This is a genomic window from Streptomyces sp. NPDC002324 (genome assembly GCF_053593335.1).
The window spans coordinates 18,067-44,789 of sequence record NZ_JBSFCF010000019.1; the positions used below are offsets into that span (position 1 = coordinate 18,067).

Genomic DNA, 26,723 nt, shown 5'->3' on the forward strand with positions numbered 1-26,723 from the left:
CCGGCCGGTCACCGCATCTGCGCCACGGCGGGAGTAGCCGACTCGGCCGAGGGGGCGGCGAGATGGGTCAGGCGCAGCAGGAAGGCCGTCAGGGAGTGCCGCGGCACGGCGGCGTGCAGACCGAGCGGCAGGGTGGCGGTCGGCGCGGTCGCGTCGGCGTACTCGCGTTCCAGTTGTGCCAACGAGGCGCGCGGGGCCGTCAGTTGCTTCTTGCCGGGGCCAAGCAACGGCGGCAGGCCGTAGCGGTGGAGGCCGGTCGCCTCGACGGTGGCGCGGGGCAGGAAGCCGGGTTGCATGGTGAGGGCCCTCCCGCGGTACTCGCTCACGCGTGAGAATCGATGCACCTGCCCCGGACGGATCCACAACGGATCGCCCGCGCCCACCTCGTACTCGGTGAAGTCGACCATGTGGCGCACCGGACCGTCGTCGAACAGCAGCACCACGGTGAAGTCGATGCGGTGCACCCCCTCCAGGGGTATGTCCGCGCGCCACAGCTCGTGGTCGCTCATCGGGCCCACCCGCATCCCGATACCGGAGAGGCCGTCGTCGACGGGGAACGGGAAGGTCTTGATCCGGTCGCCGTCCGGGAAGTCTCTCTCCGTCATGTCCTCGCCGCCGCGTCGTCGGTGTCCCGGTTGCACCGAAGGCTGGGGCACGACGACCTACCCATCAAAAGTCAGACTTCACTTTTGCATGTGTCAGAGCACTCTCGCCGTCTCATCGAGGACTTCTTGAACATGAACTGGACAGAACTCGACCGGCACGCCGTCGACACCGCCCGCCTGCTGGCCGCCGACGCCGTGCAGAAGGCCGGCAACGGGCACCCGGGTACGGCGATGAGCCTCGCGCCCGCCGCGTACACGCTCTTTCATGGGACCCCGGAGGTGATCCTGATCGCCACGGGCTCCGAGGTGCAGCTCGCCGTCGGCGCGCGGGAGCGGCTGGAGGCCGAGGGGGTCGGGACGCGGGTCGTGTCGATGCCGTCGGTGGAGTGGTTCGAGGAACAGCCGCGCGAATACCGCGAGCGCGTGCTGCCGCCGTCCGTGAAGGCCCGCGTGGCGGTCGAGGCGGGGATCGGTCTGACCTGGTACCGCTACGTCGGTGACCACGGCCGCATCGTCTCCCTCGAACACTTCGGCGCCTCCGCCGACGCGAAGACGCTGTTCGCCGAGTACGGCTTCACCTCCGAGCACGTCGTCGCCGCCGCGAGGGAATCACACACCGCCGTGCGCGGTTGACGCGAGCGCCTGAAGGAAGATGATCATTGTGACCACCGAAACAGCCGTGGCGGACACCGTCACGGACCCTCTGGAGCGCCTCCGTGACGAGGGCGTCTCCGTCTGGCTCGACGGCCTCTCCCGCACCCGCGTCTCCTCCGGCAACCTCGCGAAGCTCGTCGAGAAGCGGCACGTCGTCGGCGTGACGACCGACCCGTCCGTCTTCCGGGCCGCCATCGGCTCCGGGGAGGGCTACGAGGAGCAGCTCGCCGACCTCGCCGTGCGCGGGGTGACGGTCGACGAGGCCGTCCGGATGATGACGACCGCCGATGTGCGCGCCGCCGCCGACGTCCTGCGCCCGGTGTACGAGGCGACGGCGGGACGGGACGGCCGGGTCTCCATCGGGGTCGGCCCCCGGCTCGCTCACGACACCGCCGCGACCGTCGCCGAGGCCAGGCAGCTCGCCTGGCTCGTCGACCGCCCCAACGTGCTGATCAAGATTCCGGCGACGAGAGCGGGCCTCCCGGCGATCACCGAGGTCATCGGGCTCGGCATCGGCGTCGACGCCACGCTGATCTTCTCGCTGGAGCGCCACTTCGAGGTGATGCACGCCTATCTGGCGGGCCTGGAGAAGGCGCGGGGGGCGGGCCTCGACCTGACCGCCGTCCACTCCGTGGCCTCCTTCTTCGTCTCCCGCGTCGACGCCGAGATCGACAAGCGGCTGACGCTGCTCGGCACACCGGAGGCACTCGCCCTCAGGGGCCGCGCCGCGCTCGCCAACGCGCGGCTCGCCCACGAGGCGTACGAGGAGGTGTTCGGCGAGGCCGGCGACACCGCGCACCCCGGCAGCCGCTGGACCGCCCTCGCCGGGGCCCGCGCCAACAAGCAGCGCCCGCTGTGGGCCTCGACCGGCGTGAAGGACCCGGCGTACAGGGACACCCTGTACGTGGACGAGCTGGTCGCGCCCGGCACCGTCAGCGCCATGCCCGAGGCCACGCTCGACGCCGTCGCCGACCACGGCGGCATCCGCGGGAACACGGTGAGCGGCGGCTACACGCGGGCACGTGCCGACCTCGCCGCCGTGGAGGCGCTCGGCATCTCCTACGAGGAGGTCGTGGGTCTGCTGGAGAACCAGGGTGTCGCCGCGCTCGAAGCGGCGTGGCAGGAGCTGTCGGACATGGTGGCGAAGTCGCTGAACAGCAAGGGAGTTGATGGGAAATGACCGCCGAGTGGCACAACCCGCTCCGGGACGCGGAGGATCGCCGGCTGCCCCGGATCGCGGGCCCGTCCGGGCTCGTCATCTTCGGGGTGACCGGTGACCTGTCCCGCAAGAAACTGATGCCGGCCGTGTACGACCTGGCCAACCGGGGCCTGCTGCCGCCGGGCTTCTCGCTGGTGGGCTTCGCGCGCCGGGACTGGGAGGACGAGGACTTCGCGCAGATCGTGCACGACGCGGTCCGCGAGCACGCCCGTACCGAGTTCCGTGAGGAGGTCTGGCAGCAGCTCGCCGAGGGGATGCGGTTCATCCCCGGTGACTTCGGCGACGACGAGGCGTTCAAGCGGCTCCGCGAGGCCGTCGAGGAGCTGGACGGTTCCCGGGGTACGGGCGGCAACTTCGCGTTCTATCTCTCGGTGCCGCCGAAGATGTTCCCGAAGGTCGTCAAGCAGCTCAAGAAGCACAAGCTGGCCAGTCCGCCCGAGGGATCCTGGCGGCGCGCGGTCATCGAGAAGCCGTTCGGCCACGACCTGGCCAGCGCCCGCGAGCTGAACGCGGTGCTGCACGACGTGTTCGACCCCGAGCAGGTGTTCCGCATCGACCACTACCTCGGCAAGGAGACCGTCCAGAACATCCTGGCGCTCCGCTTCGCCAACCAGATGTACGAGCCCCTGTGGAACCGGAGTTACGTGGACCACGTACAGATCACGATGGCCGAGGACATCGGCATCGGCGGTCGCGCCGGGTACTACGACGGCATCGGCTCGGCCCGTGACGTCATCCAGAACCACCTCCTGCAGCTGCTGGCCCTGACCGCCATGGAGGAACCGGCCGCGTTCGACGCGGAGTCGCTGCTGACCGAGAAACTGAAGGCGCTCAAGGCCGTACAGCTGCCGGAGGATCTGGGCCGGCACACCGTGCGCGGGCAGTACGCGGCCGGCTGGCAGGGCGGTGAGCAGGTGCCCGGCTATCTGGAGGAGGAGGGCATCGACCGCTCCTCGACGACGGACACGTACGCGGCGGTCAAGCTCGGCATCGACAACCGGCGCTGGGCGGGAGTGCCGTTCTACCTGCGGACCGGCAAGCGGCTGGGCCGCCGGGTGACGGAGATCGCGGTGGTCTTCCAGCGCGCGCCGCACTCCCCGTTCGACTCCACCGCCACCGAGGAGTTGGGGCAGAACGCGGTCGTCGTCCGGGTGCAGCCGGACGAGGGGATGACCGTGCGCTTCGGTTCGAAGGTGCCGGGTACCTCGATGGAGATCCGGGACGTCACCATGGACTTCGCGTACGGCGAGTCGTTCACCGAGTCCAGCCCGGAGGCGTACGAACGGCTGATCCTGGATGTGCTGCTCGGCGACGCCAACCTCTTCCCCCGCCATCAGGAGGTGGAGGAGTCCTGGAAGATTCTCGACCCGATCGAGGAGTACTGGGCCAAGCAGGGCAGGCCCGCGCAGTACGCCTCGGGCAGTTGGGGCCCCGAGGAAGCGGACGAGATGCTCGCACGAGACGGACGGAGCTGGCGCAGGCCATGAAATTCGACCTGACGGACACCACGGCAAGCAAGATCAACAAGGCCCTGGTGCAGGGCCGCCGGGCCATCGGCACGCCCGCCGTGGGCATGGTCCTCACGATGGTGATCGTGACGGACGAGGAGAACGCCTACGACTCGATCAAGGCGGCCGAGGAGGCCTCGCACGAGCACCCCTCGCGCACCCTGGTCGTCATCAAGCGGCACGCCCGTACCCCGAAGGACCGCACCAAGTCGCACCTGGACGCCGAGGTACGGGTCGGCGCCGACGCGGGCACCGGCGAGACGGTCGTACTGCGGACCTACGGCGAGGTGTCCGACCACGCCGACTCCGTGGTCCTGCCGCTGCTGCTGCCGGACGCGCCGGTGGTGGTGTGGTGGCCGGTGGACGCGCCGGAGAACCCGGCGAAGGACCCGCTGGGCGCGCTGGCCCAGCGCCGGATCACCGACATGTACGCCGTGGAGTCCCCGCTCGCCGCCCTGGAGCAGCGCGGCGCCTCCTACACGCCCGGCGACACCGATCTCGCCTGGACCCGGCTGACGCCGTGGCGCTCGATGCTGGCGGCCGCGCTCGACCAGGCCAAGGAGACCATCACCTCGGCCGCCGTGGAGAGCGAGGCCGACAACCCGAGCGCCGAACTGCTGGCCCGCTGGCTGGAGGCCCGGCTCGGCGTGTCCGTCGAGCGGGTCCTGACCGCCGGGCCGGTGGTGACAGGAGTACGCCTCGGCACCGCCAGGGGCGAGGTCGTCATCGACCGCCCCGAGGGCCCGCTGGCCACCCTCACGCTGCCGGGACAGCCGTCCCGCACCCTGGCCCTGAAGGTGCGCGCCACCTCCGAGCTGATCGCCGAGGAACTGCGGCGTCTCGACGCCGACGAGATGTACGCCGTCGCCCTGCGCGGCGGCGACCGCCAGGCCCCCACTCCTGACGCACAGAAGGAAGCGCACTGACATGACAACGATGCAGCTGGGCCTCATCGGTCTCGGCAAGATGGGCGCCAACATGCGCGAGCGGATCCGCCGCGCCGGCCACACCGTCGTCGGCTACGACCGCAACCCGGACGTCTCCGACGTGGGCAGCCTGGCCGAACTCGTCGAGCGCCTCGACGGCCCGCGCACGGTCTGGGTGATGGTGCCCGCCGGCGCCGCCACGCAGTCCGTCGTCGACGAGCTGGCGGAGCTGCTGTCGCCCGGCGACACGGTCGTCGACGGCGGCAACTCCCGCTGGACGGACGACGAGAAGCACGCCGCCGAGCTGGGCGCGAAGGGCATCGGCTTCGTCGACGCGGGTGTCTCGGGAGGCGTGTGGGGGCTCCAGAACGGCTACGCCCTGATGGTGGGCGGCGACGAGGAGCACGTGGAGCGCCTCCAGCCGATCTTCGAGGCCCTCAAGCCGGAGGGGCCGTACGGCTATGTCCACGCGGGCAAGGTGGGTGCCGGGCACTTCTCCAAGATGGTCCACAACGGCATCGAGTACGCCATGATGCAGGCCTACGCCGAGGGCTGGGAGCTGCTGGAGAAGGTCGACTCGGTGACGAGCGTGCGCGAGGTGTTCCGCTCCTGGCAGGAGGGGACCGTGATCCGTTCCTGGCTGCTGGACCTCGCCGTCAACGCGCTCGACGAGGACGAGCACCTGGCGAAGCTGCGCGGCTACGCCGAGGACTCGGGCGAGGGGCGCTGGACCGTCGAGGCCGCCATCGACCACGCGGTGCCGCTGCCGGCGATCACCGCGTCGCTGTTCACCCGCTTCGCGTCCCGTCAGGACGACTCCCCCCAGATGAAGATGATCGCCGCGCTGCGCAACCAGTTCGGCGGGCACGCGGTGGAGTCGAACAAGTAGGCGACAGCGTCCCGCAACGCCGACCGGAGAGTTCCCCGCGCCCCGCCAGGGCGCGGGGATTCGGACAGCTCGTGTTCGAACGGCCGGCCCGGGAGCTGATGGACGTCCAGCTCAGGAACCGGCGCGCCGGGGGCGGCGGGATCGCGCGGGCGTTCCACGCGAAGGCCCCGGTGGCCGTGGAGAACGCGCGGCTGCGTTTCCACGACGACCTTCCGGCAGCCCTGTGGGTCGGCTTCGCTCAGCCCGGAGCCGACTGTGCGGCGGTGGTCCGGCTGTCCAACGCGAGCGGCATCCGGCAGGGCGAAGGCTCTGCCTACCTGCGGGGCGCGGCGATACGCGTACGGGTGTCGGACGACGAGAGCCACGACCTGCCGGCCACCGGCTTCCCGGTGTCGCACGCGGCGAACGCGCGGGAGTTCGTGGCCTTCGCCAGGCCATGGCGGGCGCGCGGAGCCCGCTGCGGAAGCCGTTCGGGCTGTTCGTGAAGTTGCCGCTCGCGGTGGGTCTCGGCACGGCCGGGCGAGCCGCCGATCCTGTTCGCCAACAGCGCCTCCCACTGGTGGGACGGCTCCGAGGTGTACGGCGCGGACGAGCGGACCGCGCGGATCCTGCGGACGGCCGACGGTCGCGCCGAACTCCGGCTGGAGGAGGGCAACCCGCGGATCGCCGCCGCCTGCCCGCCCATGGTCGGGACGATGTCGCAGGCCGTGGACCGCGTCGTCCGGCAGAAGTTCGGCCGCGGCGGCGTCCACACCGACCGCGACGTCTTCGCCCGGATCTACCGCGAGGACTACGGGCAGTGCTATCTCACGGAGGCGAGCGAGTACGACGAGCGGGTGATCGACTGCGCCCGTGACATCTGTGAGTACATCCTCCGCACGCACGGCCGCCTCCCCGCCCACACGGACGCGATGCATGTCCCGGGCGTCTGGCTCCAGGTCCACCATGTGGAGAACGAGTACTACGAGCGGTTCCTCACCCACGGCCTCACGGACGCGCACCGGGCGCACGCCGAAGTGTGGTCCCACCAGGCGTGGTTGACAGGTACAGGCGTTGCGGGTGAGATGCCCGTTGATGATGATCAACGATCTGACGGCGGCCGAGCGGCGGGTGTGGGACGCCTTTCCGCTCGGCGCTGCGGTGGACTTCACGACCGCCGGTCCGGGAACGGCCGAGGACCGGACCGCGGCGGACGGCTCCGGCTGGGGGCCCGAGCGGACCGTCCGGGCCCGGGTGCTGCGGGCGTTGCTGCTCACCGCTCCCCAGGAGGAGGGCGAGGTCGCCGCCCTCAAGATCGAGGGCGCCCGGATCACCGGCGGACTGGAGCTGAAGTACGCCTCGGTCGACAGCGTCGTCCGGCTGAGCGGCTGCCACTTCGACGAGGTCCCCGACTTCTCGGGCGCGCGGTTCACCTATCTCAATCTGAGCAGGTCCGCGCTGCCCGGCCTGCGTTCGGCGCGGGTACGGGTCGACGGCGGCCTGCGGCTGACCGCATGCCGGTTCCGGGGCCCGGTCCGGCTCACCGGAGCGCAGATCTCCGGGACCCTGTTCATGGAGCGCGCCGAGTTCACCGGGTCGGACGACGAGCCCGCGCTGCGGCTCAACCAGGCGGAGATCGGCGAGGAGTTGTGCGCCCCCGGACTTCGCGCGGACGGTGAGGTCCGGCTCGGCGGTGCCCATGTCGCCGGCGCGGTCGATCTGAAGCGCGCACGGCTGCACCGGCCCGGCGGCACCGCCCTCGGCGCGGAGGCGCTCGCCACCGAGTCCGACATCGTGCTGCGCCACGCGGACGTACGCGGCCGGGTCGAGCTGCGCGGTGCCCGGGTGGGCGGCTGGCTGGAGCTGTCGTACGCGCGGTTGTCGAACCCCGGGGGCACGGCGCTGCGGGTGAGCAGCTCCGTCATCAGCGAACTGTGGTTGCGCGACGGCCCCCCGATGGAGGGCATCCTCAACATGCGGCGCGCCCAGATAGAGGTGCTGTTCGCGGAGCCGGACATGCTGCCGGACACGGTCCTGCTGAACAGCCTCACCTACACCTCCCTCATCCCGCACGAGCCCGCCCAGCGGCGGCTGCCCATGCTGGAGCGGGACGGGGAGGCGTATCTGCCGTACGCCTACGAGCAGTTGACGGCCTCGTACCGCCGGATCGGTGACGAGGACGCGGCCCGGCGCGTCCAGCTCGCGAAGCAGCGCCGGCACCGCGCCACGCTCCGCTGGTACGGGCGGCTCTGGGGCTACGCCCAGGACGCCACCGTCGGCTACGGCTTCCGTCCGCTGCGCGCGGCGGTCTGGATGCTGTCGCTGATGGCGGTGGGGTCGGTCGCCTACGCGGCGCAGCCGCCGAGCCCGCTGAAGGCGGACGAGGCCCCGCCGTTCAACGCGGTCTTCTACACCCTCGACCTCCTTCTGCCGATCATCGACTTCGGACAGGAGCGGGCGTACGCGCCCGAGGGTCCGGGCCAGTGGCTGTCGTACGTTCTCGTCATCACCGGCTGGATCCTGGCGACGACGGTCGTCACGGGTGTGACGCGCACCGTCAGCCGTCAGTGACTCCCCTCAGCCGACCGGCCGCCCGGCGTGCTGGGCGGCGAGGCGCACGGGCGCGTTCGGCGCGCCGTAGCCCTGGTGGCCGCCGTCCCGCTGGACGAGTTCGAAGAAGACCCGGCCGACGGTCTCGGTGTAGCAGTGACGGAACTCGCCGTCCTCGTCACGGTCGTAGAGGATGCCGAGTTCGCGGTACGTCTCCAGCTCGCCGTCGGCGAACGCGAACCGTGCGGCCAGGTCGTCGTGGTAGTTCGCGGGGACGGCCAGCAGCCGGCCCCCGGCCGCGCGGAAGGCGCGGGCCGCCGCGACCACGTCGGCCGTGGCGAGGGCGATGTGCTGGGGGCGGGCGGTGTCGTCGGTCGGGGCGGGGCCGACGCCGAGGGCGATCCGGACGGTGCCGTCCTCGTTGGTCACCGGCCGGCTGCGGAACAGGCCGTAGGGGTCGGCGACGTCGACGCTGCCGCTGGCCCGGAGGCCGAGCACCGTGCGGTGGAAGAGGGCGGCCTCGTCGAACTGGTGCCAGGGCTGGGTCAGGGCGAGGTGGTCGACGCCCCGGACGTGGTCCGCCGGCCCGGTGTGGTCGACGGGCCGGAAGTCCGCGGTCCAGCTGGGGAGTCCGGGTCGGTCCGTGGCGCAGAAGAAGAGTTCCGTGCCGTCGGGGGCGGCCACCGCGTCCAGGGCCGCGTCCTCGGCGGCGCGGCGGCGCGGCAGCACCGGTGCGAGCAGGGCCTCGGCCCGGCGGGCGGCGCCGGCCGGGTCCGGTGACTCCAGGCCGATCGCGGCGAGCTGGGTGCCCTCGCGCCGGGCGGCCGGGCCGGTGTTGACCAGCACGCGTGCCTCGCCCTGCTGCCAGAGGTCGACCGGCTTGCTGCGGTGCCGGGCGGTGCGGGCGAAGCCGAGCGCGCCGAGCAGCGCGCCCACCGGTTCGGCGTCGGGTGTGACCAGCTCGGTGAAGGCGACCCCCGTGGGCACCACCCGCTCCGGCAGCGCGGCGATGCCCGCCGCCTCCTGGAGCATCAGCAGCGAGCGGTGGGCGTCCACGGCGGTGGGGCCGGCCTCGGCCTGCCGGAAGACGTCGTTGAAGACCTCCAGCGACAGCGGTCCGTCGTATCCGGCCGCCATGACGTGCCGCACCAGCCCGGTGACGTCGAGGCCGCCCTGTCCCGGGAAACAGCGGTAGTGCCGGCTCCACTGCAGCACGTCCATCGCCATCAGCGGCGCGTCGGCGAGCTGCAGGAAGAAGATCTTCTCGCCGGGGATGTCCTCCACGGCCTTGGGGTCGGAGCCCCGGGCCAGGATGTGGAAGCTGTCCAGGCAGGTGCCGAGCGCCGGGTGGTCGGCCGCCTCCACGATGCGCCAGGCGTGGTCGTACGTACTGACGTGCCGCCCCCACGCCAACGCCTCGTACGCGACCCGGATGCCGAACTCCTGCGCCAGGGAGGCGAGTTGCCGCAGGTGGTACGCGGCGAGCGCGTCGTCGTCCTCGGCGAGCGGATGCACGCTGGAGCAGACGAGCACCGTGTCGCAGCCGAGCCGCCCCATCACCTCGAACTTGTGCCGGGCCCGCCGCAGATTCCGGTCGAACACCTCCGCCGGTACGGCCTCGATGTCCCGCATCGGCTGGTAGAGGTCGATGCTCAGTCCCAGGTCCGCGCAGCGGGCCCGTACCTCCTCGGGCGCGAGCGGACTGGCGAGCAGATCGTTCTCGAAGATCTCCACCCCGTCGAAGCCGGCCCGCGCGGCGGCGGTCAGCTTCTCGGTGAGGGACCCGCTGAGCGAGACGGTGGCGATGGATGTACGCATGGTGGTGCTCCTTGGAGGCTCATCGAGGCTCAATGAGGTGACGCCGCGCGCCCGACGGCGGTCAGTTGCGGGCGCCCGCGATCCCGGCCAGCTCGGTGATGTCGGCCAGCATCCGCATCGTGTCCGGCTCACGCCCGGTGAACAGGCGGAACGCGTCCGCGGCCTGGAACGCCGCCATTCCTCCCCCGTCCAGCGTGGCGCACCCCGCGGCCCGGGCCGCGCGCAGCAGTTCCGTCTCCAGCGGCCGGTACACCACCTCCGCCACCCACAGCCCGGGGTGCAGCAGCTCGGCGGCGAAGGGCAGTCCCGGGTGCGCGGCCATCCCGGTGGGCGTCGCGTGCACGACCCCGTCGGCCGCCCTCAGCAGCGCCGGCAGCGCGTCCGGCGTCGCCGCGGCGGCCCGCCCCGGACCGAAGTGCCGGGTGAGGGAGCCGGCGAGGTCGGTCGCCCGGTCGGGCATCGCGTCGACGACGGTGACGTGCTCCGCGCCGAGCGTGAGCGTGGCGTGCGCGACGGCCGCGCCCGCGCCCCCTGCTCCCAGCTGCACCACCCGCTCCAGCGGGGCGTCGGGCAGCCCGCGGGCGAAGGACGCGGCGAAGCCGGTGACGTCCGTGTTGTGGCCGACGGCCCGGCCTTCCTCGAAGACGACGGTGTTGACCGCGCCGAGCGCGGCGGCCTGCGGAGCGAGTCCGTCGAGGTGCCCGATGACGAGCTGCTTGCACGGGTGCGTGATGTTCAGTCCGTCGAAGCCCAGGTCACGGGCGGCGCGCACGAGGTCGCCGACCGCCTCCGGCGCGACTCCGAGGTCGTCGATGTCGATCAGCCGGTACAGACAGCGCAGGCCCTGCCGGTCGGCCTCCCGCTCGTGCAGGGCGGGGCTGAGCGAGGGCCCGATACCGGAACCGATGAGGCCGACGAGATACGAGTCCCGCGAAGAGGCGGGGTTCGAGACCTGGGGCACGGCGGGGCCTCCTGAGCGGCTCACTAATGTACGAACTAGTACGTTAGTCATAGCACCCGGGAATCAGCCCTGGGAAGACCCCGGCCCGAACCCGACCGCGAGCACGACCGCGAGCACGACAGGGATCGCGCCCCGGACCAGAACCAGGACCAGGACCAGGACCCGGACCCGGACCCGGACCCGGACCGGCAAGGGAACTCGGCGCCCGGCCGCCGGGCGCGGGCTTCTACAATCGCCGACACTGGCCCCTTGCCCGAAGGAACGCGATGACCAGCGTCGAAGAACCGGCACGACCGAACGGGCGCATCCGTGACGCCGCCCGCACCAAGGCCGAGATCCTCGACGTCGCGACCAGGGAGTTCGCCCGTTCCGGGTTCGCCGGTGCCCGGGTGGACGAGATCGCGGCCCGGACCCGCACCACGAAGCGGATGATCTACTACTACTTCGGCGGCAAGGAGCAGCTGTTCACCGCCGTGCTGGAGCGGGCGTACTCCGTGATCCGGCAGACCGAGCAGGAGCTGGACGTCGAGCATCTGGACCCGGTCGCGGCCATCCGCCGGCTCGCCGAGGTGACGTTCGACCACCATGAGGCGCACCCCGACTTCATCCGTCTGGTGAGCATCGAGAACATCCACGAGGCCGAGCACATCGCCTCCTCCGAGATGCTCGGCAGGATCGGCTCGCCCGCGCTGGACGTGATCCGCCGGATCCTGGCGTCGGGCCGCCGCTCGGGCCTGTTCACGGCCGAGGTCGACGCCGTCGACCTGCACGCGATGATCAGCGCGTTCTGCTTCTTCCGGGTCGCCAACCGGCACACCTTCGGCGCCCTCTTCGGGCGCGACCTGGTCGATCCCGGTCAGCGCGAGCACTACCGCACGATGCTCGGTGACATGGTGATCGCGTACCTGACGGCGGACCGCGCGGCGGACTGAGCACGCGGAGACCACGGGGATCACGGGGAACACGGGGAACACGGCGGCGGGGTGCGCGGCCGTCGGCCGCGTCGCCCCCGTCCCGGCCGCCCCGCGCCGGGAAGATCCTTCGGCATGACCTCTTGACACCCGGGAAACGTCGGCGCAACATCCGTAGCCAACCGCTACTAACTATCCAGTGGGTTAATTAGCCGGGCAGCACCCGGCACGGCCGCCCCGATCACCCCCAGGGTTCCGGCACCTCTCCCCCGGCAGCACCCCCTGCCTCCCTCCGCCACACTCCGCCTACGGTGGAGACCCCTCGAAGGAGCACGCCGTGTCCGTCCCCGCCGCACCGCCCGGCCAGCCCAGGAAGGCCGCCACGGCCGCCTGGATCGGCAGCGCCCTGGAGTACTACGACTTCTTCATCTACGGCAGCGCCGCCGCCCTGATCTTCCCGACGGTCTTCTTCGACGAGTCCGACCCGGCCACCGCGACCCTCCTCTCCCTGGCCACCTTCGGTGTCGCGTACGCGGCGCGGCCGATCGGCGCGCTGTTCCTCGGGCACTTCGGCGACCGGCTGGGCCGCAAGAAGATCATGGTCTTCACCCTGATCCTGATGGGCGTGTCGACGTTCCTGATCGGCTGCCTGCCCACGCGCGACCAGGTCGGCTCCCTCGCCCCGGTCCTCCTGGTGCTCTGCCGGGTGCTGCAGGGCATCTCGGCGGCCGGTGAGCAGGCCAGCGCGAACTCCATGACGCTGGAACACGCGCCGTCGGACCGGCGCGGGTTCTTCACGAGCTTCACCCTCAGCGGCACCCAGGGCGGCCAGCTGCTCGCCACCCTGGTCTTCATCCCGATCGCGGCGCTCCCCGAGGACCAGCTGCTGTCCTGGGGCTGGCGCGTGCCGTTCTGGATGAGCATCGCGGTGGCCGTCGTCGGCTATGTCATCCGCCGCACGCTGGAGGAGACCCCGGCCTTCACCCGGCAGACCGAGTCCGAGGGTGTCGCGAAGCTGCCGCTGGCCGTCCTGCTGCGCGAGCACTGGGCGGACGTGCTGCGGGTCATCGCGGGCGCGCTGGTCGCCTCGGTCTCCACGATCTTCACCGTGTGGGCGCTGGCGTACGGCACGAGCGAGTCGGTCGGCCTGTCCCGTTCCTCCATGCTGTGGGTGGGCGCGCTCGCCAACCTGGTCGCGCTCGGCGCGATCCCGCTGTGGGCCACGCTCTCCGACCGCATCGGCCGCCGCCCGGTGTTCGCGATCGGCGCGGGCGGCAGCGCGGTGATGATGTTCGTCTACCTGTGGGCGATCTCCACCGGCGCCTACCCGCTGGTCCTGGTCCTCGGCATCGTCACCTTCGGTGTCGTCTACAGCGCCGCGAACGGCATCTGGCCCTCCTTCTACGGCGAGATGTTCTCCACCCGCGTCCGGCTGTCCGGCATGGCCATCGGCACCCAGATCGGCTTCGCCGTCGCCGGTTTCGCCGTCACCTTCGCCGCGCAGATCGCCGGCCCGGACGGCGACGACTGGTTCGCCGTGGCCCTGTTCACCGCGGCCCTGTGCGTCCCGCCGGTCATCGCCGCGCTCACCGCCCGCGAGACCCACAGGATCCCGACCGAACTCCTCGGCGTCCGCACCCCGCGCGAGAAGAACGACCGGGAGCGCGTCGCGGCCTGAAACCCGGCCGCATCCCGCTCCGGGTCCCCGGACACCCCCGAGGTGTCCGGGGACCCGTGCGTCGCGGCGGCCCTCACGTGAGCGACCCCGACGCGAAGGGCGGCGCGGCTCAGCGGCAGGATGACCGCACACCGCCGCGACGAGGCGGCACCGCGTCGGGGGGGACGATGTGAAGCGCGCCGAAGACCCTTGCAGAACCACTCCGCCTCCGTGGCAGGGGTGGCCTTCGGCAGAGACGAGCAGACGGCGCCGGCGGATCGCCCTGCTCGTCCCGCTCGTCGGCCTGGCGGGGTGCGGGCTGCTCCTGCTGTTCGGGGCGTTCGCGCTGCTGCTCCTGGTGAGCCGGCTGTCGGTCCCCGTTCCCGAGGGGGAGCCCCGGGCCATGCGCCCGGCCGAGGTCGCGGGCACCTGGGTGGACGGGCAGGGCGGACGGCTGGAGCTGAAGGCGGACGGGACGTTCGCCTCGCACGGGATCTGCGGCGACTTCAACGACGCCGACCTCGACACCGCCGTCGCGCCGAACCCGGGCACGGGTACCTGGACACACGACACCATGCCGGACGTCGACACGGGGGACCCCGCATCGACGATCCGTCTCACGTTCACGCCGGGCGGGGTCTGGACCCAGTACGACGCCCGGGGCACGGCGAAGAACCCACTCCTGTGGGACTACGTCGGCGACCCCGACGAAGCCAACCTGTGCGTGCTGAGGAAGGCGGCCGGGCGCAGCAGCGAGTAGGCCGACGGGCCAGCGGGCCAGCGGGCCAGCGGGCCAGCGGGCCAGCATCGAGTAGACACTGTCTACCTTTCCTTGGTAGACAGTGTCCATGAACGAGCCGAACACGGGGCTGCGGTCCCGGCTGGTGGACGTGGGCGTCGAGTTGGTGACGGCGGAGGGGGTCCAGGCGCTGTCCCTGCGGGAGATCGCACGGCGGGCGGGGGTGTCGCACGGGGCGCCGCGCCGTTACTTCCCCACCCATCTGGAGCTGCTCTCGGCCATCGCACGCCGGGGCTTCGAGGACCTGGCGGCCAGGGGGGCGACCGCACTCGGGGACGGTACGGCGAGCCCCCGCGAGCAGATCGCGACGCTGGGGCGCGTGTACCTCGACTTCGCGCTCACCCACCGGGGCATGCACGAGCTGATGTTCCGTCATGATCTGCTGGAGAGCGACGGTTTGCGGCTGCGGGACGCCAGCCTGCCGATCTTCGGCCTGCTGGTGGACCTCGTCGCACGGGCCCGGCCCGACGCCGACGCCCGCCTCGTGGCGGGCGCCCTCCTGGCGAACCTCTACGGCATCGCCCAGCTGTGGACCTGGGGCAGTCTCCAGCTCACCACAGGCGCCGCCGACTTCGCGCCCCTGCTGCGCACCGCGCTGGACGCGCATCTGGGGAGCGAAGGGCGATGACGGCGTCCACGGCCGAGGCCGGCGTCGAGGGGAACACACCGGTATCCGCGCGCCACCGTCGGCTGACCCTCGCCAACAGCGTGCTCGGTGCCGTGCTGGTCGCACTCGACGGAACGGTGCTGATGATCGCCCAGCCGGCGCTGCGCGAGGATCTGGGCGCGTCCCTCACCGAGGTGCAGTGGACCAGCACCGGCTATCTGATCGCGGTGGCGGGGCTGTTGGTGTTCGCGGGACGGCTCGGCGACCGGTTCGGCCATCGGCGTGTCTTCGCCTGGGGCGTGCTGGGGTTCGGCGCGGCCTCCGCCGGCATCGGGTTCGCGCCCGGGGTGGGCTGGGTGATCGGGTTGCGGGTCGTCCAGGGTGTCTTCGGAGCGCTGCTGCAGCCCGCCACGCTCGGGATGCTGCGGGCCGCCTTCCCGCCCGAGAGGCTGGGGATGCCCATCGCGCTGCGGACCAGCGCCATCGGTGTGGCGGTCGCCGCCGGTCCGCTGGTCGGCGGTGTGCTCGTCGCGCAGCTGGGCTGGCGGGCGGTGTTCTTCCTCAACGTCGTACCGGCGCTGGTCATGGGTCTGGCGGCGCTGGCGGTGCGCACCCCTGCGGCGCGGCCCGCGAGCAGGGCTCCGGGCCCCCGGCTCGACCTGCCCGGCGCCGCGCTGCTCGCCGTGACCCTCGCGGCTCTCGTGCACACGCTGGTCGGGGTGCCGGAGCACGGCTGGACGGCCACCGGTGCGCTCGGCCTGCTGATCGCCGGCGCGTCCGCCCTCGCCCTCGTACGGCACGAGCGGCGCACGCCGAACCCGCTGTTGCCGTCCGCCGTGCTCGGTTCGCCGCCGGTGCGCGCCGCGCTCGGGGTGCTGGTGGCCGCTTCGGCGGCGATGCTCGGCGCGTTGTTCGTGTGCAGCTTCGTCCTCCAGGACGTCCTCGGCATGGACCCGCTGCGTACGAGCCTCGTCGCGCTGCCCGGCGGCGTGACGATGGTGCTGGGGGCGCCGCTGTCGGCCGTCCTGCTGCGCCGGTGGGGGGCCCGCCCCACGGCCCTGACGGGCACGGGGCTGCTGACCGCCGGTGTGCTGGCGCTGTCCCGGCTCGGCCCGGGATCGTCGACGCCGGTGATCGGCGCGGGATTCCTGCTGCTCGGCGCCGGTTTCGGCGCGTTGATGGTCACCGCGACCGCCGTCGTCGTACGACAGGCGCCGCCCGAGTCGGCCGGAGTGGCGGGCGGGCTGCAGCAGACCGCGATGAACGTCGGGCCCGCGCTGGGGGTGGCGGCCGCGACGACGCTCATGCCGTTCGGCACGGGCCCCGCCCTGTTGCTCCTGGCCGGCGTGGCCGCGCTCGGTGCGCCTCTCGCCGTACGAATGCCTCGACCCGCCCGCCCCGCGAGGGATGGAACGCGATCAGTACGGAACGATGAGGACAACAGCGTTGAACGAGAGCCGTGAGCCGGGCCACCGGAGGAGAACCACCATGGAACGACTGCGCCGAGAGGTCGACCCGCGCGAGGCGGGCCTCGACCCGAAGACCCTGGCCCGTCTGGACGCGCACCTGGCCCGGCAGGTCGACGAGGGCCGGCTGCCCGGCTATCTGCTGTCCCTGGCCCGCGGCGGCCGCGTCGCCCACCTGACGACGTACGGACACCGCGACCGCGAGGCGGGGCTCCCCGTCGAGACCGACACGTTGTGGCGGGTCTACTCCATGACCAAGCCCGTCACCTCGGTCGCCGCGCTGATACTGGTCGAGGAGGGCCGGCTGTCACTCACGGACCCGATCTCCCGCTACCTCCCGGAGTTCGCCGAGCCGCGCGTGTACGAGTCCGGGGAGGGCGCCGACGTCCGGACCCGGCCGGCCGGGCAGCCGATCCTCGTCCGCCATCTGCTGACCCACACCTCGGGCCTGACGTTCGGCTTCTACTACGACCACCCCGTCGACGCGCTCTACCGCGACGCGGGCCTGGAGAACTCCGTACGGCCGGGGGCCACCCTGGCGCAGACGTGCGCGGAGTACGCGCGTCTGCCCCTGCAGTTCGAGCCGGGCTCGCAGTGGAACTACTCCGTCTCCACCAACGTCCTCGGGAGGATCGTCGAGGTGGTGTCGGGGCAGGACCTCGACGCGTTCTTCGCCGAGCGGATCCTCGGTCCGCTCGGCATGACGGACGCGGGCTTCCAGGTCGGTCCCGAACAGGCCGGCAGGCTGGCCGAGTTGTACGGCGAGCAGGAGGACGGCTCGATCGCGCCCGTGCCGGGGCTGCCGTTGCGCGGCGGCCGGCCGCGCTTCCTCTCCGGCAGCGGCGGCCTCGCCGCCACCGCCCTGGACTACCACCGCTTCGCCGAGTTCCTGCGCCGGCGCGGCGAACTCGACGGCGTACGGCTGCTCTCCGCCGGGTCCGTCGACATGATGACCACGAACCAGCTGCCGGGAGGCGTCGACATCCACACGCACGGCAGTCCGTTCCACCGGCAGCCGGGCAACGTGGGCGTCGGCTTCGGGCTCGGGGTGTCCGTCGTCATCGACCCCGCCGTGACCGAGCATCCCTCTTCCCTGGGCACGTTCGGCTGGACCGGGGCCGCGACCACCATCTTCTGGGTGGACCCGGCGCGGGATCTGACGGTGCAGTTCATGACGCAGGTGCGGCGGCGGTCGTCGTTCTCGGTCTATCCCGACCTGAAGCGGCTGGTGCACCAGGCGGTGATCCAGCCGCCGCTCCGACAGGGGCCCGTCGCGTAGTGCCCCGGCCCCTGTCGGTGGCCTCGCTACGTGAACTCCACACCCGTCCGGGCCAGTTCGGCCAGCCACGCCTGCGACCGCTCTCCCGTCTCCGCGGCCCGGTTCAGGCCCGCCGGAAGCGATCCGTCCAGGATGTGTCCCACCCCCAGGGCCAGCGGGCGGGACACCAGGCGGGCCATCGCGCTCTCCTCCTCGGTGCCGACGGCGTCGAGGAGGTGCCGGCCGGACCAGTGTTCTCCCGAACCGGTGCGCACGTCGAGGGAGACGGCCAGGACCACCCGGTCGCGGTCGGCGTCGGTCGTCGGATGGCGGGCCGCCAGTTCGCGTGCCAGCGCGGCGATGCGCCGGTCGTCGCCGCCCTCCAGCTCGGCGAACACCGGCGCCCAGGCCGCCAGCCAGCCGTCGAGGCGGAGGGTGCCCCGGACGAAGGTCCGCGGCTTCCAGGCCGGTGGCAGGCCGTACTGGGCGACGAAGGGGACGCTGTCGCGGTTGGGGTAGGCCTCGAAGGTCTCGCCGTCGATGACATGGGGGCGGGTGGCCGTCCAGGGCCGGTCGGCCGTCGTCTCGGCTCCGTCCTCGATGTAACGGGCGGGCGAGCGCAGCGCGCCCAGCACCCCGGCAGGTGCCCAGCTGAAGCGGTACCTGAAGTCGTTGGGCACGGCCGGCACACCGCCGCAGTACGACGTGAAGGTGTAGGAGGCGGCGGTCTCCGGCCCGATCGCGCGGGTCGCCCGGGCGATCAGGCTGTGCGCGAAGAGGTGGTCGATGCCCGGGTCCAGGCCTGCCTCGGTGAGCACGGTGACCCCGGCGGCCTCGGCCGCCGGGACCTGCTCCAGGACCGCGTCCGAGACATAGCTGGAGCAGGCGAAGTGGGCCCGCGCGCCGACGCACGCCCCGAGCAGCGGCCCGTGGTCCGGCGCGGGGAGCATCGAGACCACGACGTCGCCCGGTGCCAGCTCGGCCGCGAGGGCCGGCAGGGTGTACGCACGGGGCTCGGCGCGGCCCGTCAGGCCCAGCGCGGCCAGGGCCTGCCCCGCGCGCTCCTCGCTGCGGTGCCACAGCCGTACCCGGGCGGCGCCGTCGCACAGCGCCGCCAGGCCGCTGCCCGTGGACAGGCCGGCGCCGACCCAGTGGACGGTACCGCTCGCGGGAACCACCTCGGCGGTCATCGGGCACCTACCTCTCTGTGAGCCCCGATTCGGCGCTCACCTGACGGAAACGGTCCAGACACCGGCCCCACGCCCCGCCGGTCCCGAAGTCCAGCAGCTGCGGCAGCAGCGCGGCCGAGAAGTCGGTGCTCGCCTCACGGGGCAGCAGGGAGGGCAGGTTGTCGATGGCGATGAGGTCGAGCGGCGGGTGCTCGCGCAGCCGCCGCACGGGGTGGTCCCACTCCGTGGTCGTGTCGTAGACCGGCAGGACGTTCATGGGGGAACCGACGTCGACGGTGACGTCGGACAGGGTCCGCAGGCGGCGGTCCGGGCCGTCGAGGTCCTTGTCCGTCAGGAACGGCGGGACCGGACTGGTCGTCAGTACCGTGTTGACCAGCAGGTCGTGGGCGAGCAGGGCGGGCCGGTCCAGGTCGCGGGTCTCGGCCAAGTCCCAGCAGGTCGGCTCGACGCCCGCCTCACCGAACGCCACCCGGGCACCCTGGCCGCTGCGGCCGAGGGCGCCGATCACCAACGCGCGCACGTCACCTGTCGACGCCCGGAGTTCGGACTCCATGGCTTCCTTGGTGGTCGGCTGGAGAGGGCCGCGCAGGGCGCCCCGGTGGTGCAGCACGGCGAGGGCGGCGCCCAGATAGCCCGCCCAGAAGCCGAAGGCGGCGAGCCTGCGGCCCCGGTCGTCCACCAGGTACTCCAGGTCCAGCAGCGCGCCGCCCCCGGCCGCGAACCGGCGCAGCAGCGCCCGCGCACCGGGCTGCCCCTTGTAGGCGTGCCCGAAGAAGATATGACGGTGCGTCAACTCGTCCGGTGTGTCCGGGAGTTCCTTGAGGCCCACGATCACCGCGCGCGCCGACGCCGAGACCCAGGAGCCGGGGTCGGCGACCTGGCAGCCGGCCTCCTCGTACTCCTCCAGGGGGAAGATCCGCTGCGGGGACTCCTCGACGGTGATCCGTACTCCGCTTTCGACGAGCCGCCGGGCGTCGGACGGCACGATCGGGGTGCGGCGTTCGGTGGTGCGGGTCTCGTGGCGGAGCCACAAGTGGAGATCGGTCATACGAGGTTGGCCTCCGGGCGCAGGGTGTCGGCCGTGAACCGGTCGACGCTCAGCGGGCTGATGTCGACGAAGGGTACGCGTCCGAGGTACAGGTCACGGACCACCTCGCCGACCGCCGGGCCCTGGAGGAACCCGTGGCCGGAGAAGCCGGTGGCGTACAGGAAGCGGGAGCACGAACCGGCCTCGCCGATCAGGGCGTTGTGGTCCGGAGTGATCTCGTACAGGCCCGCCCAGCCGCCTGTCCGGCGCAGGTCGAGCAGGCCGGGTGCGCGGCGCTCCATGGCCTCGTACAGGCGGGGGATCCAGCGGTCGTGGGTGTCGGTGGAGAAGCCGGGCCGCTCGTCGGGGTCGGACATGCCGACCAGGAGGCCGGGGCCCTCGGTGTGGAAGTAGAGGCTGCTGGTGAAGTCGATCGTCATGGGGAGGTTCGGCGGGAGGCCGGGGACGGCTTCCGTGACGGCGATCTGGCGGCGCAGGGGTTCCACGGGAAGGTCCACGCCGACCATGGCTCCGACGGACCGGGACCAGGCGCCGGCCGCGCACACCACGGTGTCGGTGACGATCCGGCCCTTGCCGGTGACCACCGCGGTGATCGTGTCCCGCCAGGTCTCGATGCCGAGGACCTCGCAGTTGCGCAGCACGGTCGCCCCGTGGCGGCGGGCCCCGGCGGCGTAGCCGTGGACCACGGACTCCGGCGTGCAGTGTCCGTCGTCGGGCGAGAACGCGGCGGCGAGCAGGCCCTCGGTGGAGATCAGCGGGGAGAGCCGCCGGGCCTCGGCCGGGTCGAGCATGCGGCTGGGGACGCCCAGGTCGTTCTGGAGCCGCACCCCCGCCTCGAACTGGGCGACCTCGCCGGGGGTCGTCAGGAGGAAGAGGTAGCCGACCCGGTGCAGTCCGATGTCGTGGCCCGGTTCCCGCCGGAAGCGGCCGAACGCCTCCAGGCTGCGGGCGCCGAGCTGGATGTTGAGTTCGTCGGAGAACTGCGCGCGGACCCCGCCGGCGGCCCTCGCGGTCGATCCGGAGGCCAGTTCGTCGCGTTCGACGAGGACGACGTCCTCCACTCCGGCGGCGGCGAGGTGGTAGGCGATGCTCGTCCCGATGACGCCTCCGCCGATGACGACGACCCGTGCGCTGCGGATCACGAACGCTCCCTTCGCCCGACCCCGGTCGGACGGCCCGACCGAATCAGGTCTTCCACCACGGGCGAACGTTCATGCGGAGCGCCCGCGTACCGGCCCGTGCGGGGGCGGCGCGTGGGGCGCTCCGGGCGGGCGCGGCGGCCGGTGTCGGAGCCGTGGGCCGCCTCCGGGGCGGCCGCCGCGCGGACCCCGGCGCTCAGGACGAGTGGACCACCGCGTCCAGGTGCGGCAGGTAGTGGTCGAGCCGCTCCCGCTTGGTGCGCAGGTAGGTGATGTTGTCCTCGCACGGCGTGATCAGCAGCGGCACCTGCTCGGAGACCGTGATGCCGTGGCGCAGCAGCGCCTCCCGCTTGCGGGGGTTGTTCGACATCAGCCGGACCGACCGTATGCCGAGGTCGTGCAGCATCTCGGCGGCCACCCGGTAGTCGCGGGCGTCCACCGGCAGTCCGAGGGCGAGGTTCGCCTCGACGGTGTCCAGGCCCTCCGCCTGGAGCTTCATCGCCTGGAGCTTGGCGAGCAGGCCGATCCCGCGGCCCTCGTGGCCGCGCAGATAGACGAGAACACCGCGACCCTCGGCGACTATCGCGCGCAGCGCGCTGTCCAGCTGTTCACCGCATTCGCAGTGCTGGGAGCCGAACGCGTCACCGGTCAGGCACTCCGAGTGCAACCGTATGAGAATTCCCTCACCACCGCTGATGTCGCCGTACACCAGTGCCACTTGTTCCTCGCCGCGGTCCTGGTCGAGATAACCTACGGCCTCGAAGTCGCCGTAGGTCGTGGGCAGGGGGGCGTTCACCACACGTAGGGCGCCGGAGGACTGGGCATTCGTGCCGAGTACACCAACATTTTCTGTCATGATCTGTTCCAATCTGGTAAGCCCTGGCGTCATGCGAAAATGACGGAGCATCAGCAGAGACGAAAGGCCGTGTAAAGATGAGCAGTTCGAGTCTTGTTCCGACGGACACCACCGCGGACGTCCGCGCGCGGGGGGAGCGGGCGGCCGGTCCTCAGGTCGCGGTGCTTCCCGTCGGCAGCTACGAGCAGCACGGCCCGTATCTGCCGCTGGCCACCGACACCCTCGTCGCCTGCGCCATATCCCGGGAGATAGCGGCCGCGTATCCGGTGCACCTCCTGCCGCCGGTGACCATCGCCTGCTCGCACGAGCACGCGGCCTGGCCGGGCACCGTCAGCATCTCCGCGACGACCCTGCACGCGATGGTCCGCGACATCGCCGCATCGCTGCGCCGCTCGGGCGTCGAGGCGCTGGTGGTGGTGAACGGTCACGGCGGGAATTATGTCCTGGGCAACGTCGTCCAGGAATCCACCGCGGCGGGACATCGAATGGCGCTTTTCCCGGCGATGGAGGACTGGGAAGCCGCCCGTGAACGGGCGGGCGTACAGACCTCGTTGCTCAGTGATATGCATGCGGGAGAAATAGAGACCTCCATACTTCTGCATTGCCATCCCGAATTGGTCCGGCCCGGTCACGAGACCACCGATTTCCTTGCCGACGACCGCCGTCATCTCCTCTCCCTCGGTATGTCGGCCTACACCGATTCCGGTGTCATCGGCCGTCCGTCCCTGGCATCCGCCGCGAAGGGAAAGGAGTTGCTGGCAGGGTTCGTCCATTCCTTCGGCGCGTACTTCTCGTTGGTCACCTCGGACGCCTGGGACACGGGAACGGTTCCGCCCGGGACGCCCTCGGCAACCGCCTCGTCCGCCGGCTGACGGCGGGCCCGCAGGGAGCCGTACCAGCGTCCGACGAGCACGAGGGCCCCCGGGAGGGCGGCCGCGAAGCTGAGCACACCGTAGACGACGGCCACGGTCAGGCCCTGGGAGGCGCCCAGACCGGCGGCGCCGAAGGACCAGGCGGTGACGCCCTCGCGGGGGCCCCAGCCACCGACGTTGAGCGGCAGGCTCATGGCGATCAGGGCCAGCAGCGCGAGGGGCAGGAGTTCCGGCGTGGTCGCGCCGGACCCGGCGACGTGTGCGGCGAGCAGGAACGTCGCCACGTACCCGGCGAGGACCGCCACCGAGGAGACCAGCACGGCGGGGCCGCTGTCGCGGTCCAGCAGTGCGCCGCGCGCCTCGGCGAGAGCGGCCCGGACCCGGCGGCCCCGGCCCGCGCCCGCGCCCGGCCCGCGGCCGATCCGGGTCGCGGCCCAGATCGCCGACGCGCCCAGCGCGACGAGCGCGGTCAGGCCCACCGCGTGGCGGGTCTGCTCGCGCACCGGCGAGGGCAGCACCAGCAAAACCGTCACGCCCAGGACCGCCAGCACCAACTGGCCCGCTGTGCGCTCGATGACCACCGCGCGCACGCCCCGGCCCATGTCCCCGGAGCTCCGGCCGTGCCGCACCGCGCGGTGCACATCGCCGAGGACACCGCCGGGCAGGGCCGCGTTGAGGAACAGCGCCCGGTAGTAGTCCGCGACGGCGGGCCCGAGCGGCAGTCCGATGCCGAGCGCCCGCGTCACCGCGCACCAGCGCCACGCGCTGCACACCGTGGTGAACACACCGATCGCGACGGCCGCCGCCAGCGTCCCGCCGTCGATCCGCCGCAGCCCGTCCACGAACACGCCGGTCCCCATCCGCCAGAACACGACGACGAGGATGACCGTTCCGGCGAGCGTGCCGAAGTGGGTGCGCAGGGCGCGGGTGAACGCCGAGCCGCCGGCTTTCGACGCCGTGGGCCCGTCCTGGGCGGTGGGGTCGGAAACGGCCGCGGGGGTGGCGCTCGGCTCCGAGGCCGCCCCGCGCGGGCCGGCGCCCGGTGTGAGCGCGCGGGCCCCGACCGTCTCCTCCACCGGCGCTGTCATGAGACCCCGCCCGTGGGCCGGGGCAGGGCCAGCAGGTCGCTGTGGTGGACGACGACACGGAGGTCACCGGCCGCGCCGGCCGCGAGCCGGTCGCGGAGGTACGCCTCGGCGCGCCCGGCGAGTTCGGGGCGCTGTTCGCAGGCGGCGCCGACCCAGCCGCGCAGCCACTCCTCGGCGAGGGCGGTGTACCGCGTGTCGAGCTGCCATGGGCTCGGGTGGACGCGGACCGTGGCGCCCTGCTGGGCGAAGGCCTCGCAGGCCACGGTGATGGCGTCCGGGCCGAGCAGATCGCTCGCGCGCTGGTGGGCGTTGAACGCCTCGGCGAACTCGGCGTCCATGGGGTGGGCGGGGGCGATGTCCACCCGGCCCACGACCGACAGCGTCAGCAGGGCGGGGACCCCGGCGCCCGCGCAGGCCGCGGCGAGCGCCTCGATCTCCTCGCGGGTGAGCACGTCGAGGAGCGCGGACGCGGTGACCAGCGAGGCACCGGCCAGATCGGCCGACGTCAGCCGCCCGATGTCGCCGCGCCGTGTGGTGACCGTGACGGGGCTGCCGTCGGCGGCCGCGCGGGGCGCCCGCGCGACGGCCAGCCGCAGCAGGTTCGGGTCCTGGTCGTGCAGGACCCAGCGCTGGGCGCCGTCGAGCCGGGGCGCGAGCCAGCGGCCCATGGAGCCGGTGCCGCAGCCCAGGTCGTGGACGGTCAGCGCGGTGGCCCGCCCGGGCAGGTTCGCCAGCCGGATCCGCAGCGGGTCCAGCAGCTCCGCCGCACGGGCGTCGGCGTCGGCGCTCTCGCGCAGCTCCAGCCACTGCGGCGCGTACTGGTGCCCCTCGGGCGCGGGTGTGTCACCGCCGCGCCCCGCCATGCTCAGCGCGGCCCCGACGGCGGACGCACCGGCCGCCGCGGCGGTGGGGCCCACGGACAGCGGGCCGCCCGCGGACGCGGTCATGTCGGCGGAAGTGGTCATGCCGCCCTCCGGGGTTCGTGCCGCAGCCGTCCCAGTACATGGGCGAGGCTGCGGGCCGTGGTCGCCCAGCCGTCCAGCGCGGCCCGGCGGCCGCGCGCGGCGGCCTTCAGCCGGCGCCGCACGTCGGCCTCGCCGAACCAGCCGCGCAGCTCCGCGGCGATGGCCGCGGGGTTCTCCGGCGGTACGAGGATGCCGGGGACCCCGCCGTCGGGGGCGCGGCCGACGGCCTCGGGCAGTCCGCCGACATCCGTGGCCAGCACGGGGATCCCGCGCGCGAGGGCCTCGGTGACCGCCATGCCGTACGTCTCGGCGTAGGAGGTGAGGACCATGAGGTCGGCGGCGGCGTAGCTGGCGTCGAGTTCCGCGCCCGCCTGCGGTCCGGCCAGGTGGAAACGGTCCTCCAGACCGAACTTCGCGATCAGCGTGCGGATGTGGTCGACGTACTCGGGCTCCTGATCGAGGCCGCCCACCAGGACGCAGCTCCAGCGCAGTTCGGTGACGGTCGCGAGGGCCTCCACCAGCCGGTGCTGGCCCTTGCGGGGGGTGACCGCGGCCACGCACAGGAGCCGGGAGACGCCGTCGGTGCCGGAGGCGAGGGGCGCGATGTCGGCGCCCGGGGCGGCGACATGGACCCGCTCGGGGGCGAGCCCGTGGTGTGACACGAGTCTGCGGACGGCCCACTCGCTGGTCGCGATCACGGCGGACACGCCCCGCAGGGTGGCCCGCTCCTTGGCGTCGAGTTCGGCGGCGAGCACGGGGTCCAGGCCCGTCTCGTCGCCGAGCGGCAGATGCACCAGCACGGCCAGGCACAGCCGCTCGGCCTCGGGGAGGATGATCTCGGGGACCCCGCAGGCGACCAGGCCGTCGAGCAGGACGACCGTGCCGTCGGGGAGTTCGCGCAGCGTACGGGCGAGTTCGGCGCGGGCCGGCTCGGACGGGCTGGGCCAGCTGCCGTCGACGGTGTGCTTGTGCACCTGCCAGCCGAAGCCGGGCAGGTCGAGACAGATCCGGCGGTCGTAGGCGTTGCCCCCGCTGGGGCGGGCCAGGTCGTCCACGCCGCCCGGCATCACGAAGTGCATCGAACGCAGCGACATGGGGACGATCGCCGCGTTCTTCAGCACCGCGTTCTGCACGGGCACATAGCCGAGCCGCACTTGCTCTCCCCCGTCTGCCTGGACAGCGCTGCCGTATGCCTGGGCGGTGCCGACGACCGCCCGGTCGATGGTCACGTCGGTCACAGGGCACGCTCGTAACTCGCCCAGGCGATGTGCGACTCGTGCAGGGTGACCGTGATGCCCGCGATGCCCTTGGCGTTCTCCCCGAGGGCCCCCTTGTGGATCCGCTCGGCGAGGCGGTCCGCGATCACCTTCGCCAGGAACTCCGTCGAGGTGTTCGTGTGGGCGAAGGCGGGCTCGTTGTCGAGGTTGCGGTAGTTCAACTCGCTCACCACGGCACCCAGCTCCTGCGTGGCCAGCCCGATGTCTACGACGATGTTGTCGTCGTCCAGTTCGGCGCGCCGGAAGGTGGCGTCCACGAGGAAGGTGGCGCCGTGGAGGCGCTGCGCGGGTCCGAAGACCTCCCCGCGGAAGCTGTGGGCGATCATGATGTGATCGCGGACGGTGATGCTGAACAACGGACGACCCTCCAGTGCGGTACGTCTGCCCCCGGGCCGGGGCATGCCGTGTAGTACGGCTGCTCCCTACCCGTTGTTCAGCCGAGTTTTGCTGTTTCTTTGGAGGTCGATGTTCCGTTCGGGCA

The 26,723-nt window shown here is 72.4% G+C and carries 22 protein-coding genes and 4 pseudogenes; 15 read left to right on the plus strand and 11 right to left on the minus strand.

The window, feature by feature from the left end:
* Nucleotides 1-35: 35 nt before the first annotated feature.
* Nucleotides 36-605: pseudogene (locus ACWCRJ_RS23960) on the minus strand (AraC family ligand binding domain-containing protein); the annotation flags it as partial.
* A gap of 132 nt (nt 606-737) precedes the next feature.
* Between ACWCRJ_RS23960 and ACWCRJ_RS23965 the strand changes: the two are divergent.
* From ACWCRJ_RS23965 to ACWCRJ_RS24000, 8 genes and pseudogenes are all read left to right on the plus strand, one after another.
* Nucleotides 738-818, plus strand: a pseudogene (locus tag ACWCRJ_RS23965) (hypothetical protein); the annotation flags it as partial.
* A 57-nt stretch (nt 819-875) separates the two neighbouring features.
* Nucleotides 876-1,238: pseudogene (locus ACWCRJ_RS23970) on the plus strand (transketolase-like TK C-terminal-containing protein); the annotation flags it as partial.
* A 19-nt stretch (nt 1,239-1,257) separates the two neighbouring features.
* Nucleotides 1,258-2,439, plus strand: coding sequence for a transaldolase (gene tal, locus ACWCRJ_RS23975; RefSeq protein ID WP_450941195.1), 1,182 nt, complete (start codon nt 1,258-1,260; stop codon nt 2,437-2,439).
* A complete protein-coding gene (gene zwf, locus ACWCRJ_RS23980; protein WP_450941196.1) occupies nt 2,436-3,965 on the plus strand; it encodes a glucose-6-phosphate dehydrogenase in 1,530 nt (509 codons plus the stop codon). Before tal ends, zwf begins: the two co-directional genes overlap by 4 nt.
* Nucleotides 3,962-4,912: a glucose-6-phosphate dehydrogenase assembly protein OpcA gene (gene opcA, locus ACWCRJ_RS23985; protein ID WP_450941197.1), complete on the plus strand. Its 951-nt coding sequence runs from the start codon at nt 3,962-3,964 to the stop codon at nt 4,910-4,912. The genes zwf and opcA overlap by 4 nt, the downstream gene beginning before the upstream one ends.
* 10 nt (nt 4,913-4,922) lie before the next feature.
* Complete coding sequence (gene gnd, locus ACWCRJ_RS23990; RefSeq protein ID WP_450941307.1) at nt 4,923-5,801, plus strand: phosphogluconate dehydrogenase (NAD(+)-dependent, decarboxylating); 879 nt, start codon at nt 4,923-4,925, stop codon at nt 5,799-5,801.
* Nucleotides 5,802-5,872: 71 nt separating this feature from the next.
* The gene (locus ACWCRJ_RS23995) at nt 5,873-6,286 is read left to right on the plus strand and encodes a hypothetical protein (RefSeq protein WP_450941198.1); all 414 of its coding nucleotides are present in this window, start codon (nt 5,873-5,875) and stop codon (nt 6,284-6,286) included.
* Between the two features lie 589 nt (nt 6,287-6,875).
* Nucleotides 6,876-8,351 (plus strand): membrane-associated oxidoreductase, encoded by a 1,476-nt coding sequence (locus ACWCRJ_RS24000; protein WP_450941199.1) that lies wholly within the window; start codon nt 6,876-6,878, stop codon nt 8,349-8,351.
* A 6-nt stretch (nt 8,352-8,357) separates the two neighbouring features.
* On the opposite strand, the gene ACWCRJ_RS24005 is transcribed toward ACWCRJ_RS24000, so the two are convergent.
* Together ACWCRJ_RS24005 and ACWCRJ_RS24010 are read right to left on the minus strand one after the other, a co-directional pair.
* Nucleotides 8,358-10,148 (minus strand): bifunctional sugar phosphate isomerase/epimerase/4-hydroxyphenylpyruvate dioxygenase family protein, encoded by a 1,791-nt coding sequence (locus ACWCRJ_RS24005; RefSeq protein WP_450941200.1) that lies wholly within the window; start codon nt 10,146-10,148, stop codon nt 8,358-8,360.
* Between the two features lie 61 nt (nt 10,149-10,209).
* Nucleotides 10,210-11,109, minus strand: coding sequence for a shikimate dehydrogenase (locus tag ACWCRJ_RS24010; RefSeq protein WP_450941201.1), 900 nt, complete (start codon nt 11,107-11,109; stop codon nt 10,210-10,212).
* Nucleotides 11,110-11,375: 266 nt separating this feature from the next.
* Between ACWCRJ_RS24010 and ACWCRJ_RS24015 the strand changes: the two genes are divergently transcribed.
* The 6 genes from ACWCRJ_RS24015 (at nt 11,376) to ACWCRJ_RS24040 (ending at nt 17,828) form a co-directional block, all read left to right on the plus strand.
* On the plus strand, nt 11,376-12,041 hold the full coding sequence (locus ACWCRJ_RS24015; protein WP_046917344.1) for a TetR/AcrR family transcriptional regulator: 666 nt from the start codon (nt 11,376-11,378) through the stop codon (nt 12,039-12,041).
* 316 nt (nt 12,042-12,357) lie between these two features.
* Complete coding sequence (locus tag ACWCRJ_RS24020; RefSeq protein WP_450941202.1) at nt 12,358-13,698, plus strand: MFS transporter; 1,341 nt, start codon at nt 12,358-12,360, stop codon at nt 13,696-13,698.
* 169 nt (nt 13,699-13,867) lie between these two features.
* Nucleotides 13,868-14,437 carry a hypothetical protein gene (locus tag ACWCRJ_RS24025; RefSeq protein WP_450941203.1) on the plus strand — a complete coding sequence of 190 codons (570 nt, stop codon included), beginning with the start codon at nt 13,868-13,870 and terminating at the stop codon, nt 14,435-14,437.
* Between the two features lie 88 nt (nt 14,438-14,525).
* A complete protein-coding gene (locus ACWCRJ_RS24030) occupies nt 14,526-15,104 on the plus strand; it encodes a TetR/AcrR family transcriptional regulator (protein ID WP_450941204.1) in 579 nt (192 codons plus the stop codon).
* A complete protein-coding gene (locus ACWCRJ_RS24035) occupies nt 15,101-16,546 on the plus strand; it encodes an MFS transporter (RefSeq protein WP_450941205.1) in 1,446 nt (481 codons plus the stop codon). The genes ACWCRJ_RS24030 and ACWCRJ_RS24035 overlap by 4 nt, the downstream gene beginning before the upstream one ends.
* A 25-nt stretch (nt 16,547-16,571) precedes the next feature.
* On the plus strand, nt 16,572-17,828 hold the full coding sequence (locus ACWCRJ_RS24040; RefSeq protein WP_450941206.1) for a serine hydrolase domain-containing protein: 1,257 nt from the start codon (nt 16,572-16,574) through the stop codon (nt 17,826-17,828).
* Between the two features lie 26 nt (nt 17,829-17,854).
* Here the strand turns inward: ACWCRJ_RS24040 and ACWCRJ_RS24045 are convergent, their stop codons facing one another.
* The 4 genes from ACWCRJ_RS24045 to ribA form a co-directional block, all read right to left on the minus strand.
* A complete protein-coding gene (locus tag ACWCRJ_RS24045) occupies nt 17,855-18,997 on the minus strand; it encodes a saccharopine dehydrogenase family protein (protein WP_450941207.1) in 1,143 nt (380 codons plus the stop codon).
* 7 nt (nt 18,998-19,004) lie between these two features.
* On the minus strand, nt 19,005-20,045 hold the full coding sequence (locus tag ACWCRJ_RS24050; protein ID WP_450941208.1) for a saccharopine dehydrogenase: 1,041 nt from the start codon (nt 20,043-20,045) through the stop codon (nt 19,005-19,007).
* The gene (locus tag ACWCRJ_RS24055) at nt 20,042-21,187 is read right to left on the minus strand and encodes an NAD(P)/FAD-dependent oxidoreductase (RefSeq protein WP_450941209.1); all 1,146 of its coding nucleotides are present in this window, start codon (nt 21,185-21,187) and stop codon (nt 20,042-20,044) included. The genes ACWCRJ_RS24050 and ACWCRJ_RS24055 overlap by 4 nt, the downstream gene beginning before the upstream one ends.
* Before the next feature lie 193 nt (nt 21,188-21,380).
* A complete protein-coding gene (gene ribA, locus ACWCRJ_RS24060) occupies nt 21,381-22,040 on the minus strand; it encodes a GTP cyclohydrolase II (protein ID WP_450941210.1) in 660 nt (219 codons plus the stop codon).
* Between the two features lie 77 nt (nt 22,041-22,117).
* On the opposite strand from ribA, the gene ACWCRJ_RS24065 reads away from it, so the two are divergent.
* Nucleotides 22,118-22,912, plus strand: coding sequence for a creatininase family protein (locus ACWCRJ_RS24065; RefSeq protein WP_450941211.1), 795 nt, complete (start codon nt 22,118-22,120; stop codon nt 22,910-22,912).
* Nucleotides 22,913-22,977: 65 nt separating this feature from the next.
* On the opposite strand, the pseudogene ACWCRJ_RS24070 reads toward ACWCRJ_RS24065, so the two are convergent.
* The 4 genes and pseudogenes from ACWCRJ_RS24070 to ACWCRJ_RS24085 all read right to left on the minus strand — a co-directional run.
* A pseudogene (locus tag ACWCRJ_RS24070) lies at nt 22,978-24,000 on the minus strand (lysylphosphatidylglycerol synthase transmembrane domain-containing protein); the annotation flags it as partial.
* Complete coding sequence (locus ACWCRJ_RS24075) at nt 23,997-24,965, minus strand: methyltransferase domain-containing protein (RefSeq protein ID WP_450941212.1); 969 nt, start codon at nt 24,963-24,965, stop codon at nt 23,997-23,999. The gene ACWCRJ_RS24075 and the pseudogene ACWCRJ_RS24070, both read right to left, overlap by 4 nt.
* Complete coding sequence (locus ACWCRJ_RS24080) at nt 24,962-26,203, minus strand: glycosyltransferase family 4 protein (RefSeq protein ID WP_450941213.1); 1,242 nt, start codon at nt 26,201-26,203, stop codon at nt 24,962-24,964. The genes ACWCRJ_RS24075 and ACWCRJ_RS24080 overlap by 4 nt, the downstream gene beginning before the upstream one ends.
* On the minus strand, nt 26,200-26,598 hold the full coding sequence (locus tag ACWCRJ_RS24085) for a 6-pyruvoyl trahydropterin synthase family protein (protein ID WP_005484824.1): 399 nt from the start codon (nt 26,596-26,598) through the stop codon (nt 26,200-26,202). Before ACWCRJ_RS24085 ends, ACWCRJ_RS24080 begins: the two co-directional genes overlap by 4 nt.
* Between the last annotated feature and the right edge of the window lie 125 nt (nt 26,599-26,723).

Coding starts and splice junctions, on each gene's coding strand:
- tal (WP_450941195.1), top strand. CDS start 1,258: ATGATCATTGTGACCACCGAAACAGCCGTGGCGGACACCGTCACGGAC.
- zwf (WP_450941196.1), top strand. CDS start 2,436: ATGACCGCCGAGTGGCACAACCCGCTCCGGGACGCGGAGGATCGCCGG.
- opcA (WP_450941197.1), top strand. CDS start 3,962: ATGAAATTCGACCTGACGGACACCACGGCAAGCAAGATCAACAAGGCC.
- gnd (WP_450941307.1), top strand. CDS start 4,923: ATGCAGCTGGGCCTCATCGGTCTCGGCAAGATGGGCGCCAACATGCGC.
- ACWCRJ_RS24000 (WP_450941199.1), top strand. CDS start 6,876: ATGATGATCAACGATCTGACGGCGGCCGAGCGGCGGGTGTGGGACGCC.
- ACWCRJ_RS24005 (WP_450941200.1), bottom strand. CDS start 10,148: ATGCGTACATCCATCGCCACCGTCTCGCTCAGCGGGTCCCTCACCGAG.
- ACWCRJ_RS24015 (WP_046917344.1), top strand. CDS start 11,376: ATGACCAGCGTCGAAGAACCGGCACGACCGAACGGGCGCATCCGTGAC.
- ACWCRJ_RS24030 (WP_450941204.1), top strand. CDS start 14,526: ATGAACGAGCCGAACACGGGGCTGCGGTCCCGGCTGGTGGACGTGGGC.
- ACWCRJ_RS24035 (WP_450941205.1), top strand. CDS start 15,101: ATGACGGCGTCCACGGCCGAGGCCGGCGTCGAGGGGAACACACCGGTA.
- ACWCRJ_RS24040 (WP_450941206.1), top strand. CDS start 16,572: ATGGAACGACTGCGCCGAGAGGTCGACCCGCGCGAGGCGGGCCTCGAC.
- ACWCRJ_RS24045 (WP_450941207.1), bottom strand. CDS start 18,997: ATGACCGCCGAGGTGGTTCCCGCGAGCGGTACCGTCCACTGGGTCGGC.
- ACWCRJ_RS24050 (WP_450941208.1), bottom strand. CDS start 20,045: ATGACCGATCTCCACTTGTGGCTCCGCCACGAGACCCGCACCACCGAA.
- ribA (WP_450941210.1), bottom strand. CDS start 22,040: ATGACAGAAAATGTTGGTGTACTCGGCACGAATGCCCAGTCCTCCGGC.
- ACWCRJ_RS24065 (WP_450941211.1), top strand. CDS start 22,118: ATGAGCAGTTCGAGTCTTGTTCCGACGGACACCACCGCGGACGTCCGC.
- ACWCRJ_RS24075 (WP_450941212.1), bottom strand. CDS start 24,965: ATGACCACTTCCGCCGACATGACCGCGTCCGCGGGCGGCCCGCTGTCC.